A 14,539-nucleotide genomic window follows, 5' to 3' on the forward strand; every position below is an offset into this window, starting at 1 on the left:
AATAGATCGGTCTGAGTAACGGCAATTCCGCTTGTTCATTGGAAATATCCAATAGATTTGCTTCGATCAGGCTGTATATTTGGTTTTCGACTGAATCTATTGGAAAAATCCAATCAATCCGCGATTTTGGAAGAGACTTTCCGATTCTATTGGATAATTCCAACGAGAGCTCAAATTTGTAGCTGGCAAAACGCGGAAAATGCTCTAAACTATGAGCAGTGGCAGTAGACAAGCCACAGTTGCCGCTGAATTAGCGCGAGCTCTGGAAAAGTGGCCGACATTGGCCCCGTATAACTCTTTGAGAAATAGCCCGTTTGAATCTACCGCATGTTCGGAAGAGAATGAACGCGTTGGAGACCCGCGCGCATCCGCGAATCTTAGGAAACGCCACGATATCCGTAGTAATACGCATACCTTGGGGTTTTTCAAGCTTGCTATATTTAAAGAGGTCGTTCAAAAAGCCGGATTTTTGGAACTCGTATTTAAAGTAACCGGAGGTGCATGACAGATGAATTCGGGATTCAAGAATCCGTTGACGCAGATCGGTTTGAAGCAGCAGTTAATCCTGGTCTTTCTGGTACTGGTCGTCCCTCTGTTTATTTTGAATTCGTACGGAAATTATCGGGCGGATCAAATTTTGAAACGGAATGTCACCAACGCCTACATCGAGCTGAACAATCAAAATTTCCGGCTGATCAGCCGGGATATCGAATCGATCAACAAGGTGGCATCGACGGTGTTTCAGCATCCGCTGGTCCAGCAGTTAAACCCGTCCGAGAACAACACGATGCCGGAGCGGGTGAAAAATTACGAGAAGCTGGAAAATCTGCTGAACAGTTATTCCGATGAGACCGGCCAGCATGAGCCGCTTTATTATTCGCTGTTCGTGTACGACCCGTCGAACTCGTATTCTTTTGCGCCATATTATCCGGAGTCCAAGAAAGCCGGGGTTTATTTTTTTCTTGAACGGGAGAAGCCGGAATGGTTTGAGGAAGCCGTCGCCAAGAAAGGGAACGGCTATTTGCGCTTAATCGAGCATTTGTCGCCCCCGGCCCAAGGGCAAAAAAATCAGCGGACCCTTGCCTACGTCCGGGCGATCAACAACATCGACAAGGGTGGAACGATCGGCGTGCTGGTCGTCTCGAACGTGGAGGGGCGGATCGGGGAATCGCTGCAAACCGTATCGATTCCGGAAGGCGAGCTCTACTTCACCGATTGGAGCGATCGGATTTTGACGGCGGCGCTGCCGGGGGCAGCCGGAGGACTCGCCATGCCGCCTTTGCCGCCCGAGGCGGGCCGGGTGCTTGATTTGCCGCCGGAAGCGGCGGTGGAGAACGCGATGATCGGGGCCAAGGATGTTATCACCCATGATTTTATTTATGTCATCCATTATAACGCCGTGCTTCAGCAAAAGCTGGTCTACAAAGTTCCGCTGAAAGCCCTGCTTCAGCAGCAAAACGAAATCAAGCGGATTATTCTGCTGATCTCGGTGGCCTATTTTGCGGTGGGGCTGATCATGATTCTGTACTTTTGGCGAGGGCTGATGACCCCGCTGCAGAAGCTGGTTTATTTTGTGCGCCGATATGAACCGGGCAAATCGGTGCCGGAAACGCCGAAATGGCGGAGGAACGACGAAATCAGCGTGCTCGTCTCCAGCATCTATGGGATGGCGCGCCGTTTGAACGGGCTGGTGCATTACAAATATCAGATGGATATCAAACAAAAAGAGGCGCAGCTGCAAATTTTGTATCAGCAGATCAACCCGCATTTGCTGTACAACACGCTGGAAAGCATTTATTGGAAAAGTACGATGGAGGGCGGCACGTCCTCGGCGGAAATGATCAAGGAGTTGTCCAAGCTGATGAAAATCAGCTTAAGCCGCGGCCGGGAACTGATTACGCTGGAGGAAGAGCTGCAGCACGCTTCCGCGTACATTAAGCTGCAGGAGCACCGGTACGAGTATGGTTTTCGGGTGACCTGGGACGTTCCACCGGCGCTGCATCCGTGCGCAATTCCGAAAATTACGCTCCAGCCGCTGATTGAGAACGCTATTATTCACGGCGTGAAAAATATGGGGGAAGACGGCGAGATCGTGATCCGGGCGCTCCAAAACGGTAATAGGGTATTCATCACCATCGCGGACAACGGCTACAAAGCGGTGGATTTCGCGGCCATCGACCGGTTGCTGAACGGCGAGAATCCCAGCCCGTCCGTCGGCTACGGCATCCGCAACATCCATCAGCGGATCCGGCTGCATTTCGGGGCCGATTACGGCCTGAGTTATGCGGCCCGTCCGGATGGCGGGACCGTTGTGACGATCACGCTGCCCATCGCGGAAATTTCCGGTGAATAACGAAAAGGGGGAATTCAGGCATGTACAACATCTTGGTCGTAGACGATGAGCCGCTCATTTGCAAAGGATTGGCCGGGCTATTGACGTCCTCGGGTCTGGCGATCGGCCAAATCATCACCGCCCAGGGCGGCCATGAGGCGTTGGATTACGTCAGGATGGAGAATATCGACCTGATCGTGACGGACATCCGGATGGGCGAGATGGACGGGATCGAGCTGATGCATCAGGCGAAAATCCTCAAGCCGTGGGTGCAGACGATCATCATTTCGGCCCACGAGACGTTTCAGTACGCCCAGATGGCCATCCGGCTGGGGGCCAAGGATTACCTGGTCAAGCCGCTGAACAGCGAGCAGTTTCTCGATTCCGTGCGCAATGCGCTGCTGAAAATGGATAAGCCGGCGCCGCAGATGGAGGAATGGCTGTCACGCGAGCGGGAGCATTTCCGGATGGAGGAGCTGGGACCCGGGAAAACCGAAAAGCTGAACCGCCTATTGACGGAAGCGAACGAACCGGCCGCGGCGGACCCGGACGAGGAAACGGAAGAACTGCGGAAGCTGGGGCTTAGCGGGCCTTATTTTTCCGTGATCAAAATGAAGCTGGCGCTTCCCGGAGAAAAGAATCGGAACGAGCGGGATGTCCGGCTGTTTCAATATGCCGCGCTGAACATCGTCAAAGAGCTGCTGCACGGGGAGTGGAATGCCCTGGCGTTTTATACGCGGGACCTGGAGATTGCGGTCATCGTACAGTGGAGCGAAGCGGAATATGCCGAGCCCAGCGTCAACAAAATCCACCAGCTCGAAATGATCGGCCGCAGCCTGCATCATCACGTCCATAAATATCTCGGCATTTTGTGCACCGTCGGGATCAGCCAAATTATGCAAGGCGCCGGCTTTCTTGGCCTGTTAAGCCGTCAGGCGGACAAGGCGATGCTGTGGAGCGGAGAGCACGGCGATTACCATGTGTTTTATTATGGCGATTTCAACTGGCACAATTATGCCCGGGACCCTTCCCGGGAGGAACTCAACACGCAAAACAACCGGATCGTCGAAAGCGCCAAGGAATATATCGAGCAAAACTACAGCCAAAAGGGGCTGACGATTCACGAGGTGGCCAAGAAAAACCACGTCAGTCCCAACTATTTAAGCTACCTGTTCAAGAAAAACACCGGGTACAACCTGTGGGAGTACGTCATTAAGCTGCGGATGGAAGAAAGCAAAGCGCTGATTCTGAACACCGATTTGCGCCGGTACGAGATCGCCGAGCGGGTCGGATACGAGTCGCCCGAGCATTTTAGCAAAATTTTCAAAAAATATTTTGGCGTCAGCCCCAGTGAACTGAAGAAGTAAGATCGGTTATAGTTCACATAGTTTTAGACATGTTCGCGGATGGCCCTCTTTTCTACAATAAGGATTAGACATTGCGAAGAAAAGAGGGAGACCGATGGGGGAAACGGCTTATTCGCCGGAAAGTGGACAGCGGCGGAACGTGAAGCCTGCGCCGGCACCGGGGGTGCAAACCGCTCCGCGGCGGGGTTCGAATTGGAAAAAATACATGATGGGGTATTTGTTCCTCGTACCGGCGATCGCCATTTTTATCGTGTTTTTATGGGTTCCGATCGTTAAGGGGATGATTTATAGCTTTTACCATATCGATTTTGTCAACGGGAATACGTTCGTAGGTTTGGACAACTATATCAAGGTGCTGAACAATCCCGATGTGCTTCTTTCGATCCGGAATACGCTCTACTACATGCTGCTCTGTTTGGTGATCGGGTTCTGGGTGCCGATTGCGGCTTCCATCGCCATTTCGGAGCTGAAATTTTTCCAGGGATTCGCGCGGATTGCGGCCTATCTGCCTTATGTCGTTCCCGGCGTCGTGTTGTACGGGCTGTGGCGCTGGATGTACGACCCGGTGGGGCCGATCAACGCGCTGCTTAGTGTTTTCGGCGCCGATCCGATCGCGTTTGTCTCCGACCCGAAGTGGTCGATGTTTTCACTGGTGTTCATGGAAACGTGGCAGCAGTTCGGCTCGGCCATGCTGATCTATTTAGCCGGGGTGCTGAGCATCCCGCGGGACTGGTACGAAGCGGCGGAAATCGACGGCGCCGGCGTCTGGAGCCGGATCAGATACATTACGCTGCCTTCGCTGCGGAATTTGATCGTGCTGATGCTGATCCTGCAGCTGATCGGAACCTCCCAGGCCTACCAGTCGCAACTGGCCATGCTGGACGGCGGGCCCAACAAAGCGACGCTCACCTATGCTCTCTTGACGGTGAAATACGCGTTCACCCAATTGGATTACGGGGCGGGGACGGCGCTTGGCGTGTTGATGTTCCTGGTGTTGGCCGTACTGGGGATTGCGCAATTCAAGCTGAACAGGGAGGAGTACTAGCATGAAAGAAAGAGGGATTTTGTCGCCGTCCGATCTGCGGAAGCCGTTGAACAAAGCCGTCTACGGATTGATGGTGTTATGCATCGCCGTGATGGTCGTTACGATGCTGTATCCGATCGCCATGACGCTGTTTAACGGGCTCAAAAGCAACCCGGAGGTCAACTCGTTTCCACCGCGGTTTTTCCCGCAGGAGTGGCATTGGGAAAATTACGCCAGAGGCTGGACGTTTATCGATTTGCCGACTTACCTAAAGAACACGCTGCTGATTTTCGCCGGGAATCTGCTTATGACCGTTTTGGTGCTGGGGCTGGCTGCGTTCAGCATTTCGCGGATCGGCGTGCCTTTTGGCCGGGGGATTTATTTTTTCATTCTGATGACGCTGTTCATCCCGGCTTCCAGCTACATGATTCCGAACTTCGTCAACCTGAAGGAGCTTGGATTGCTGAACTCTTACTGGGCTTTCTGGCTTCCGGCGGGAGCGAGCGCCTACTATTTTTTGCTGATCAAAAACTTCTTCGACGGCATCCACCCGGAAATTTTTGAGGCGGCCCGCATCGACGGAGCTTCGGAATGGACCGGCTTCATCCGGATCGCCGTGCCGCTGTCGGTGCCGATTTTCGCCACGCTGGCGATCTTTATTTTCTCCACCGCCTGGAACGACTGGTTCTGGCCGTCGCTCGTGATGCAGACCGAAGATAAATACACGCTGGCGACAGCCATATACAAATATGTAGTAGGCGCGCGCAGCCTGGACACCAACGTGAAATTTACGATCCTGTTCATGGCGATGATTCCGCCGATCTTCATCTTCCTGTTCTTTCAGAAATTCATCATGCGCAGCGTCAGCTTGTCCGCGGTGAAAGGATAGCGTTTTCAATATCGTAGGCCTGCACACGAAAGGAATACGATTGCACATCGATTGCTCAAGAGTTCTCTTTTAAGATGAAGATGTCATTCAAGTGCGAGTGAACAACCTCTACAAACAATTTTGCGAAAAGGGGAGTTTCAATGCGAAAGTTTTCAGCAGTTTTGATGTGTCTCGTGCTGTTTGGCTCGTTGCTGGCGGCCTGCGGCGGAGGCGGAGGCAATAAAAATGCGGCGGGCACCGGAAATGGCGAAGCCGCCGGCACAAGCGGCAATGGCGGCAGCGACGCCGGGACCGCGGGGGAAGCGGGCGATATTACGCAGCGCAAGGTCACGCTGAAAATTCACTATCCGCTGCCGGACGAAACGACGCTGCGCAAGCAGGAGGACGATAAAATCGCCCGCTTCCAGGCGAAATATCCGAACGTGACGATCATCAAGGACGATTGGGCGTATAATGTAAACGAAATCGGCGCAAAAATGGCCTCCAACGAAGCGCCTACGTTCTACAATACCTGGGCGACCGAAGCGCAGCTGCTCGTGGAACGCGGCTGGGTGGCCGATATCACGGAGCTTTGGAACAACTGGGAGTACAAAGACGAGATCAATCCCGTGCTGCAGAACCAGTTTATCGTCGACGGCAAAGTGTACGGTATTACACAAAACGGCTACGTGACCTCGACGGTCATCAACAAAAAGCTGCTCGCTGAAAAGGGCGTGGCGATTCCGGCGCTCGACTGGACGTGGGACGACATGTACAATACGGCCAAAGGCGTGGCCGATCCGAAAAAAGGCATCTCCGGCATCGCGCCGATGGGGAAAGGCAATGAAGCGGGCTGGAACTGGACGAATTTCCTGTTTGAAGCCGGCGGCGACATCCAAACGAGCGAAGGCGGGAAGCTGACGGCGGTGTTCAACTCCGAAGCCGGGGTCAAAGCGCTGGACTTCTACAAAAAACTGCGCTGGGAAGCAAACGCGATTCCGCAGGACTGGGCGCTTGGTTGGGGCGATGCGATCAGCTCGTTTAAGCAAGGACGGACGGGGATGGTGATCGCCGGGGCGTTTGACGTGATCCAGGCGGCGCTGAACGAAGGCGGCATGAAGCCGGAGGACGTGATCGCTTATCCGATGCCTGCGGCGGAGAAGGGCGGCAAGCATTACGGAATTTTGGGCGGGAACTACCTCGTCATCAACCCGAACGCGACGAAAGACGAGCAGGAAATGGCATTCCGCTATATTACGTTTGATTATTTCACGGACGATGCGTTGAAATCGGTGGAGGATACGATCAAAGCCCGCAAGGACGAAGGCAAATACTACATCCCGACGCCGCTCGAATATTTCAGCGACGATTCGGAATACGCCGCAAAAGTCAAAGCTATCTACGACAAATACGACAACGTGTACAAATACGATCCGCAGCTGTTCAGCCTGCTGGAAGGCAAGCCGGAAGCGCAATTCGGCACACAGGACTACTATGCAACCATGTCCAATGTCGTGCAGGAGTCGTTCTCGAAAAAGGACACCGACTCCAAACAGCAGCTTGATATCGCGGCCAAATACGTGCAGGAGAATTTCTTCGACAAGGCTCCGCAGCAGTAAGCGGGCGGGATTGACCTCCTTGTAATGAAAAGCCGTCCCATCGGTCTTAGCTTGAAGGGACTGGCCCTTGTCTGTGAAGACAGGGGCGGTCCCGAAAGACCGGGGACGGCTTTTTTAATTTAGATGGCCCGCCAAAGGACGATGCCGGCTGATGATGTTACTTCCACACGTCGGCGGCGATTTCCACGACGTGGCGCAGCTTGGCCCACTGCTGTTCCTCGGCGACCAGGTTGCCTTCCTCGGTGGAAGCAAAGCCGCACTGCGGGCTGAGGCACAACTGTTCGAGGCCCACGTAGCGGGAGGCTTCGTCAATGCGGCGCTTGATCGTGTCCGGATTTTCGAGCTCGCCGAATTTGGAGGTGATCAGGCCCAGCACAACCTGTAAATCCGGTCTATTGACATAACGCAGCGGTTCGAATCCGCCGGAGCGTTCGTCGTCGAATTCCAGGAACAATCCGTCCAGGTTCAGGCCGCCGAAAATCGTTTCCGCGGCCGCGTCGTAACCGCCGGAGGACGTCCAGGTGGAGCGGAAGTTGCCGCGGCAGATGTGCATGGTGATCGCCATGTCCGCCGGGCGGCCTGCGATCGCTTCGTTGACCATTTTGGCCGACAGCTCCAGCATTGCTTCCGGATCTTTGCCTTCCGCGCGCAGCTTGTCCCGGGACTCCTCGGTGAAGAAGGCGGCCCAAGAGGTATCGTCCAGCTGCAGGTAACGGCAGCCTGCGTCGTAGAAAGCGCGGATCGCTTTTTTGTAGGCCTCGGCCAGATCATGGAAAAAGACTTCTTTATCCTCGTAAAGCGGCGTTTCGATTTTCCCCCGGTAATAGAGCATGTTAGGGCTCGGAATGGTCATTTTCGCCGTATGCGAACCAGCCAGGCCGTGCAGGAATTTGTAATCTTCCAGCATCGGGTGGTTGCTGAAATCGACTTTGCCCGTCACTTTGATGCTGTGCGCTTTCGTTTGCACCCCGTGGAACTGAATGCCGGTTTCCGGTTCATAACCTTCCACGCCGTCGAGATTTTCGAGAAAATCAAAATGCCACCATGCCCGGCGGAATTCGCCGTCGGTGACGGCCTGCAAGCCGATTTCCTTCTGCTTGTCCACGATGCGCCGGATCTCTTCGTTTTCGATTTCCCGCAGCTGCTCGGCCGAAATGCTGCCGGCTGCACGCTGCTCGCGGGCTGTTTTGATCGCTGCGGTCCGAAGCAGGCTGCCGACCTGATCGGCCCGAAACGGAGGAATGCTGCGTTTTAGGGATTTTGCTGCGGATTGATTCAAAGTACTCCCATCCTTTATCTAAGATTTCGCTGTTTTTTGGCCCGAAGGCCGTGTACAGTGCCCTTTATTAGTTTCTTGTTGAACTATTGAAAGGGCGGGTGAATGCATCAACTTATATAGTTTGTATTCTATTATACGGAAAAGCGCTGATGAAGAACAGCAGCAAAGCAGAAGAAAGTAACTGGCAAGGTCACAGGCGTTGCATTAACTTTTGCTCAAGGTTTCTTTATAAGCGTTGGCTTTCGAATCGATACTGTCCGCCCGCCGGAAATCTAACGGTTGCAGCAGCGATTATTTGCCGAAAAAAGACCTTTTCGAAATTCTAACGGTTGCGAACGCCGTTATTAGCCTGGATCCGAGCAAAAATTACCGGTTTTCAATGAAATAAGCTCCATGGCAACCGTTACAATTTGAAATCAACGTTTTTGGAACAAAGGGCGAAAACTGGAGGTCAAACAAACTGTGGGATCGGAAAGCTGTGGGGCGTAAAACGGATTAGCAAAAAAACGCAGGGCCGGCGTGAACTTCTTATGCAGCAGAGTTTAGGCGGATTTTAGGCGGATTCTGCAGTTGTACAGATTGCGGAAGGCCCAGCGTCAGGCAGCGGAGGCTGTGTCGGTCCGCTCCTGCGTACGGGATTGACGGCCGAGCACATAGCCGACCAGAGAGGCCATCATCTGCTGGAACACCATGCCAAGCACGACCGGAACGGCTACCGGAGCGGGGAAGTACGTAACGGCTAGCACCGCGCCGGCGCTGATGTTGCGCATGCCGCCGTTGAAGACGAGCGCAACCTTGTCGGCTTCGTTCAAGCGCATCGCCCCCGAAAAGCCAAAGCCCAGCAGGTAGCCGATCGTGGCCAGCAAAACGATAATGGCCGCAAGACCCAACAGCCGCAGGCTGAAATTCATCAAATAAGGGGCAACGACCGCGCCGTTGATCGCCACAACGATGGCCATGGCCAGCTTGGAAAACGGGTTCAGCCACGGGCTCCAAGCCGCGATGACCGCCCCTTTGCTCCACTGGTTCAGCAGCATGCCGAGCAGCGAGGGGACGACGATCATCCAGAACAGGCTGCCCATCATCGCGGCGGCGTCGAGCTGGACGTTTGTGCCGACCAACAGCGACAGGATGCCGGGAACGACGAAAGGCGCCAGAATCGTGTCGATCAGGATAATCGACAAGGTGAGGGCGATATTGCCCTTGTAAATGCCGACCCATACGAAGCTGCTGACTCCGGTCGGAATGGCGGCGGCGAGAATAAATCCGGTAATCGTGTAAAAATCCCCGGGGAACGCGAGATGCCCCAAGCCCATGGCGATCAAAGGCATCGCCAAATGGAGGATGAACAGGCAGAGGATCAGCGGGAGGGGCTTTTTGAGCACATTCAAAAAGTCCCTGAAGCTCAGGCTGATGCTCCCGGCAAAGGTCATAAAAGCGAACAGCCACGGGGACAAGTACGTATAAGCGGCCAAGCTGCCGCCGCACAACACCCCGATCAAGATACTGGTCGGGGTAATCAAAGGCATCATCCGGTTCAGTTGTCGGTTTACGGTTTGCAGCATTTCCAGCAACATCCTTTATACTTCTGCTTCTTCTAGTATAGACCCGCCCTGAGAGAATCGTAAATGGGACAGCGCCCGCCATTTGTGACCGCCCGGTGAAAATCAAACCGAAAAAAGAAACAAAAGGGCGCTCAACCTAGAAATCGGTGTTTGACAGCCAGCTATTGGATCGGCGCCAACCGTCGTCATCACGTCGTCAACGGAATCGTCAAAATAGCGGCACTTTAAGTACCTATTATCCGAAACCTAACTTGTTCATCCCCTTTAGCGGCATTTTATGTACTTATTTTCCTGTGAACGGTCCAGAACGCTGGTATTTCCTTGCGACCGGGGAAAATAGCGACATAAATCGCCTCTATTTCTCTCGAATGAACGGATAGCGCTGAAATAGGGACATTTTTTGCCTCTATATTTTCCCCGGAGTTTCTTGGACAACCTGATTTTTATGCCTGATTGCGCTGCCAAGCGCCTTTTTTGGTTTTGAGCCACAAAAAGGCGCGGTTTCTACGCCGAAAGCGCGATTCTTTTACTTGCCGGCGATTTCCTTAAACGCCGCTTCGGCGGCTTCGAGCGTAAAATCGATGTCGCTTTCCGTATGCGCGGTCGTCAGGAACCAGGCTTCGAATTTCGACGGCGCGAGATTGACGCCGCGGTTTAGCATCGCCCGGAAAAAAGCGGCGAACGCCTCGCTGTCGGTGTCTTGGGCCTCGTCATAATTGGTGACGGGGTGATCGCAGAAGTGCGTCGAAAACGATCCGCGGATGCGGTTGATCGTCAGCGGCACCCCGTGCCGGCGGGCCGAGCCGGCCAGGCCGTCCGTCAGCTTCGCGGCGAGGCGGTCCATCTCTGCGTAGACGCCGACGCCCTGCAGCACTTCCAGGCAGGCGATGCCGGCGGAGATGGAGGCCGGGTTGCCGGCCATCGTCCCGGCCTGATAGGCCGGACCGAGCGGCGCCACCTGCTCCATGATCTCCTTGCTGCCGCCGTACGCGCCGATCGGCAGGCCGCCGCCGATGATTTTGCCGAGCGCGGTCAGGTCCGGCCGGATCGCCTCGTGGTTCTCAAGTCCGGCATACGTTTGCGCCGAGCCGTAATGGAAGCGGAAGGCCGTAATGACCTCGTCGTAAATGACGAGGGCGCCGTACTGCCGCGCCAGCCGGCAGAGGTCTTCCAGGAAGCCGGGCTTCGGCATCACCATGCCGAAATTGCCGACGATCGGCTCGACCATGACCGCGGCAACGTCGTCGCCCCACCGGTCCAGCGCATCCTTCAGCGCCGCCGCATCGTTAAACGGCACGGTGATCACCTCGTGCGCGATGCTCGTCGGAATGCCGGCGCTGTCGGGAATGCCGAGCGTGGACGGGCCGGAGCCGGCCGCGACCAGCACGAGATCGGAATGGCCGTGGTAGCAGCCGGCGAATTTGATGATTTTGTTGCGCTTCGTATAGGCGCGGGCGACGCGGATCGTCGTCATGACGGCTTCCGTGCCGGAGTTGACGAAGCGGACCTTGTCCATCGAAGGGATCGCTTCTTTCAGCATTTTGGCAAGCTGGATTTCCAGCTCGGTGGGTGTGCCGTAAAGCGTCCCGTTCGCCGCCGCCTCCTGAATGGCCCGCGTCACATGCGGATGGGCGTGTCCGGTAATGATCGGCCCGTAGGCGGCCAAATAATCGACGTAGCGGTTGCCGTCCACGTCCCAAAAATACGCGCCTTCGGCTTTTTTCATAAAAACGGGCGCCCCGCCGCCCACCGCTTTAAAAGACCGGGAAGGGCTGTTGACGCCGCCGACGATATGTTTGAGCGCTTCCTCATATAGATGTTCGGATTGCGATCGGTTCATAAAGCAAAACTTCCTTTCGAAGATAATTTTTGGCTCAAAACCCGAGAATCATTGCTTGACAAAATAAATTATGACTTTGGCTCTGAGGTGGCTGTCTATAGCTTTTCGTGTCTTGGTATCCCTGCATGTTGCTTTGCACGATTGTCCCGTGCAAAGCGTCCGGACAGCGGATGTTGATCTGCCGACCAACCCACCGGCCTTCCCTTTCAAGCGCTGATTATTAGGTTGAACCTAATTTTGTTCAAAAAAATTTGAAAAACCCCGGAGCCGCGTCCCTGAAACAACTCAGTTTCGCAGAATCCGGGGGGTTCCGGGAGGATCGCATCCGGCGGAGCCTTGATCCCCTGGCTCCCGCCGGATGTGTTTCGGCGCGTGATCCTCGGCTTAAGTTTAAGAGCTTAAGCCTAAGACGCCGGCTTTACCGCCGCCGTTCCGCCGCCGTCAGCGCTGCTCCCCGTTCTGTTTGCGGCGCTTGTATTGCCGCTGTTTCCGGCGTTGCCTTTATCGCTGCCGCTATCGGAGCCGCCGCTGTCCTCCGTGGAATTTTGGCTGCCGTCCTCCGGTTTGGATTCTTCCGCCTTGTTGAACACATCCTGAACGTACTGCTTCAGTTCGTCTTCGCTGCGAATGCCCAGTACGTCCGATCCGCCGACGGTTTCTTCCTTCAATAGCTCCATCGGGGGAATCTGTTCGCTTGCTGCCAGCTGGCTGTCGTAGCCGACGGTAGCCAGCTTCCACATATCCTGCACGGACAGGTTTGTGTCGATATAAGGATTCACCTTCTCCAAAATCGAAGGCAGCATCATGATCGAAGTCGTCGACTTCAGCTTATCCGCGACGGCTTTCAGGAAGTTGCGCTGCCGCTCCGTCCGGGTATAGTCGGACATGGCGTCATGGCGGAAGCGCACGTATTGCAGCGCCGTTTTGCCGTCCAGATGCTGCTGGCCTTTTTTCAGATCGATGTCGTATTCATGGTTATCCGCTTTACTGGTGTAACGCATGTCTTTTTCCACGTAAAAATCGACGCCGCCGACCGCGTCCACCAGCTCGATAAAGCCTTGGAAATCGGTGTAAACATAATACTGGATCGGGATGCCGAGCAAATCGGACACCGCCTTCATCGCCGTATTGGGGCCGTGGGTGATCGCCGTATTGATCCGTTCCTTGCCGTAGTCCGGAATATTCGTATAGGTATCGCGCAAAATAGAGAAGAGATAGGCCTTTTTGGTGACAGGATCCAGGGAAGCGACCAGCATCGTGTCGGAGCGGGGGATCTCCCCTTTTTTCAGGCCGCGGGCATCCACGCCCATCAGCAGAATGTTGACCCGTTCCGTTCCTTCCCATTTCGGAGGCTCTTCGGCTTTGGTTTCGGTAGGCTGAACATTATAGAAAGGGGAGTCTTCTCCTTCTTTCTTAAAATTGTCCACCTGATTATATATCGCGATAAAATAATAGGCCACGAATGCGGCGATTGCGACCACGACTCCGATCACCGACCAGAGGATCGCGCGTTTTGTGCGTTTCGTCATTATGTTCGTTCCTTTCAGAAAAAACGATAAGTTCGAATTTCATATATAGATATCCTAATATCATTACATTATAATTTTTTTTACAAATACAATCAATTTTAGGTTTAGGAGCTTTAAGGAGGATACGCATATGACGGAGCATCAACTGGAGGCGGGCAAGCCCGTTCCGGATTTCCGGCTTCCCGCGAGCGGGGGAGAAGAGGTATCGCTGAAGCAGTTTCGCGGACGCAAGGTCGTCCTTTATTTTTATCCAAAAGATTCCACGCCGGCCTGCACCCAGGAAGCCTGCGATTTTCGCGATCTCGGCGCGTTGTTTGCCGAATACGGCACGGCCGTGCTGGGGATCAGCGGGGATTCGGTTAAATCGCACGACCGCTTTAGCCAAAAGCAGGGAATCACCTTTCCGCTGCTCGCGGACGAGGATCATGAAGTTTGCCGGCAGTACGGCGTTTGGCAGCTCAAAAAAATGTACGGCCGCGAATTCGAAGGTATCGTCCGTTCCACTTTTTTGATCGATGAAGAAGGGAAGCTGCTGAAGGCTTGGCGCGGCATCAGGGTCAAAGGCCATGCCGACGAGGTGCTGGAGGCCGTTAAAGAGGCGGCCGGTGGGCGGGGAACTGGCTCCGGAAGGCAGAGATGAAGATACATTTCCGCTAAGTTTTGGCCTAGGTATCGGCATTTCATTGGATATATCCAATAGAATTGGACACTGAATGGGAAAAACGCCGCTTGATTGGATATTTCCAATAGATGAGTTTTGCCGGTGGTAAAATGGGCGATTTGAGCGAAATCTGCTGGATATTTCCAATGAGAACTCCAAATGGCGTGCGATTTCCGGCGATCTATTGGATTTTTCCAATTAAAACTGCCCGCCTAAGCTCAGATCACCTTTCCTACAGGGGACCATCAAAAACCGCCATTTCCCCGGCGGTTTTTTCTTTTATCCGGGACTCCTGCAGTCCAGCCAGCCGCCGTATGTTGAAAGCTTCGGGCTTCCACGCTTCGCTAACGGACACCAGAGACTTTATTCGCCGCAAAATGCAGAATGTAAAATTGTAACGGACTCAGAAGCCTTTATTAGTGGCTATTTTGCCCAAAAAGACCCTTTCTAAATTT

The 14,539-nt window shown here is 54.2% G+C and carries 11 protein-coding genes; 7 read left to right on the forward strand and 4 right to left on the reverse strand.

Annotated features, from left to right (window positions below; translation table 11 throughout):
- Positions 1-508: 508 nt before the first annotated feature.
- The 5 genes from NYE69_RS08120 (at position 509) to NYE69_RS08140 (ending at position 7,210) form a co-directional block, all read left to right on the forward strand.
- On the forward strand, positions 509-2,353 hold the full coding sequence (locus tag NYE69_RS08120; RefSeq protein ID WP_340925739.1) for a sensor histidine kinase: 1,845 nt from the start codon (positions 509-511) through the stop codon (positions 2,351-2,353).
- A gap of 20 nt (positions 2,354-2,373) precedes the next feature.
- Positions 2,374-3,699, forward strand: a complete 1,326-nt coding sequence (locus NYE69_RS08125; RefSeq protein ID WP_340925740.1) for a response regulator — start codon at positions 2,374-2,376, stop codon at positions 3,697-3,699.
- Positions 3,700-3,793: 94 nt separating this feature from the next.
- Entirely contained in the window at positions 3,794-4,744 is a 951-nt protein-coding gene (locus tag NYE69_RS08130; protein ID WP_445744761.1) for a carbohydrate ABC transporter permease, read from the forward strand.
- A 1-nt stretch (position 4,745) separates the two neighbouring features.
- Positions 4,746-5,612, forward strand: a complete 867-nt coding sequence (locus tag NYE69_RS08135; RefSeq protein WP_036626133.1) for a carbohydrate ABC transporter permease — start codon at positions 4,746-4,748, stop codon at positions 5,610-5,612.
- A 140-nt stretch (positions 5,613-5,752) separates the two neighbouring features.
- Positions 5,753-7,210 carry an ABC transporter substrate-binding protein gene (locus NYE69_RS08140; RefSeq protein WP_340925741.1) on the forward strand — a complete coding sequence of 486 codons (1,458 nt, stop codon included), beginning with the start codon at positions 5,753-5,755 and terminating at the stop codon, positions 7,208-7,210.
- 157 nt (positions 7,211-7,367) lie between these two features.
- On the opposite strand, the gene NYE69_RS08145 is transcribed toward NYE69_RS08140, so the two are convergent.
- The 4 genes from NYE69_RS08145 to NYE69_RS08160 form a co-directional block, all read right to left on the reverse strand.
- A complete protein-coding gene (locus NYE69_RS08145; RefSeq protein WP_340925742.1) occupies positions 7,368-8,489 on the reverse strand; it encodes a 5-methyltetrahydropteroyltriglutamate--homocysteine S-methyltransferase in 1,122 nt (373 codons plus the stop codon).
- A gap of 596 nt (positions 8,490-9,085) precedes the next feature.
- Positions 9,086-10,054, reverse strand: coding sequence for a bile acid:sodium symporter family protein (locus tag NYE69_RS08150; RefSeq protein ID WP_340930324.1), 969 nt, complete (start codon positions 10,052-10,054; stop codon positions 9,086-9,088).
- A 526-nt stretch (positions 10,055-10,580) separates the two neighbouring features.
- Positions 10,581-11,894 carry a glutamate-1-semialdehyde 2,1-aminomutase gene (locus NYE69_RS08155; protein WP_340925743.1) on the reverse strand — a complete coding sequence of 438 codons (1,314 nt, stop codon included), beginning with the start codon at positions 11,892-11,894 and terminating at the stop codon, positions 10,581-10,583.
- Between the two features lie 404 nt (positions 11,895-12,298).
- Entirely contained in the window at positions 12,299-13,423 is a 1,125-nt protein-coding gene (locus NYE69_RS08160) for an LCP family protein (RefSeq protein WP_340925744.1), read from the reverse strand.
- Between the two features lie 130 nt (positions 13,424-13,553).
- Between NYE69_RS08160 and bcp the strand changes: the two genes are divergently transcribed.
- Together bcp and NYE69_RS08170 are read left to right on the forward strand one after the other, a co-directional pair.
- Positions 13,554-14,063 carry a thioredoxin-dependent thiol peroxidase gene (gene bcp, locus NYE69_RS08165; RefSeq protein ID WP_340925745.1) on the forward strand — a complete coding sequence of 170 codons (510 nt, stop codon included), beginning with the start codon at positions 13,554-13,556 and terminating at the stop codon, positions 14,061-14,063.
- Between the two features lie 110 nt (positions 14,064-14,173).
- Positions 14,174-14,482 (forward strand): hypothetical protein, encoded by a 309-nt coding sequence (locus NYE69_RS08170; RefSeq protein ID WP_340925746.1) that lies wholly within the window; start codon positions 14,174-14,176, stop codon positions 14,480-14,482.
- Positions 14,483-14,539: the final 57 nt, after the last annotated feature.

Source organism: Paenibacillus sp. FSL R5-0527, assembly GCF_038008055.1.
Lineage (GTDB): Bacteria > Bacillota > Bacilli > Paenibacillales > Paenibacillaceae > Fontibacillus > Fontibacillus macerans.

Excerpts from the sequence above, each read along its gene's own strand:
- NYE69_RS08120 (WP_340925739.1), top strand. The coding sequence starts at position 509 with ATGAATTCGGGATTCAAGAATCCGTTGACGCAGATCGGTTTGAAGCAG.
- NYE69_RS08125 (WP_340925740.1), top strand. The coding sequence starts at position 2,374 with ATGTACAACATCTTGGTCGTAGACGATGAGCCGCTCATTTGCAAAGGA.
- NYE69_RS08130 (WP_445744761.1), top strand. The coding sequence starts at position 3,794 with ATGGGGGAAACGGCTTATTCGCCGGAAAGTGGACAGCGGCGGAACGTG.
- NYE69_RS08135 (WP_036626133.1), top strand. The coding sequence starts at position 4,746 with ATGAAAGAAAGAGGGATTTTGTCGCCGTCCGATCTGCGGAAGCCGTTG.
- NYE69_RS08140 (WP_340925741.1), top strand. The coding sequence starts at position 5,753 with ATGCGAAAGTTTTCAGCAGTTTTGATGTGTCTCGTGCTGTTTGGCTCG.
- NYE69_RS08150 (WP_340930324.1), bottom strand. The coding sequence starts at position 10,054 with ATGCTGCAAACCGTAAACCGACAACTGAACCGGATGATGCCTTTGATT.
- NYE69_RS08155 (WP_340925743.1), bottom strand. The coding sequence starts at position 11,894 with ATGAACCGATCGCAATCCGAACATCTATATGAGGAAGCGCTCAAACAT.
- NYE69_RS08160 (WP_340925744.1), bottom strand. The coding sequence starts at position 13,423 with ATGACGAAACGCACAAAACGCGCGATCCTCTGGTCGGTGATCGGAGTC.
- bcp (WP_340925745.1), top strand. The coding sequence starts at position 13,554 with ATGACGGAGCATCAACTGGAGGCGGGCAAGCCCGTTCCGGATTTCCGG.
- NYE69_RS08170 (WP_340925746.1), top strand. The coding sequence starts at position 14,174 with ATGAGTTTTGCCGGTGGTAAAATGGGCGATTTGAGCGAAATCTGCTGG.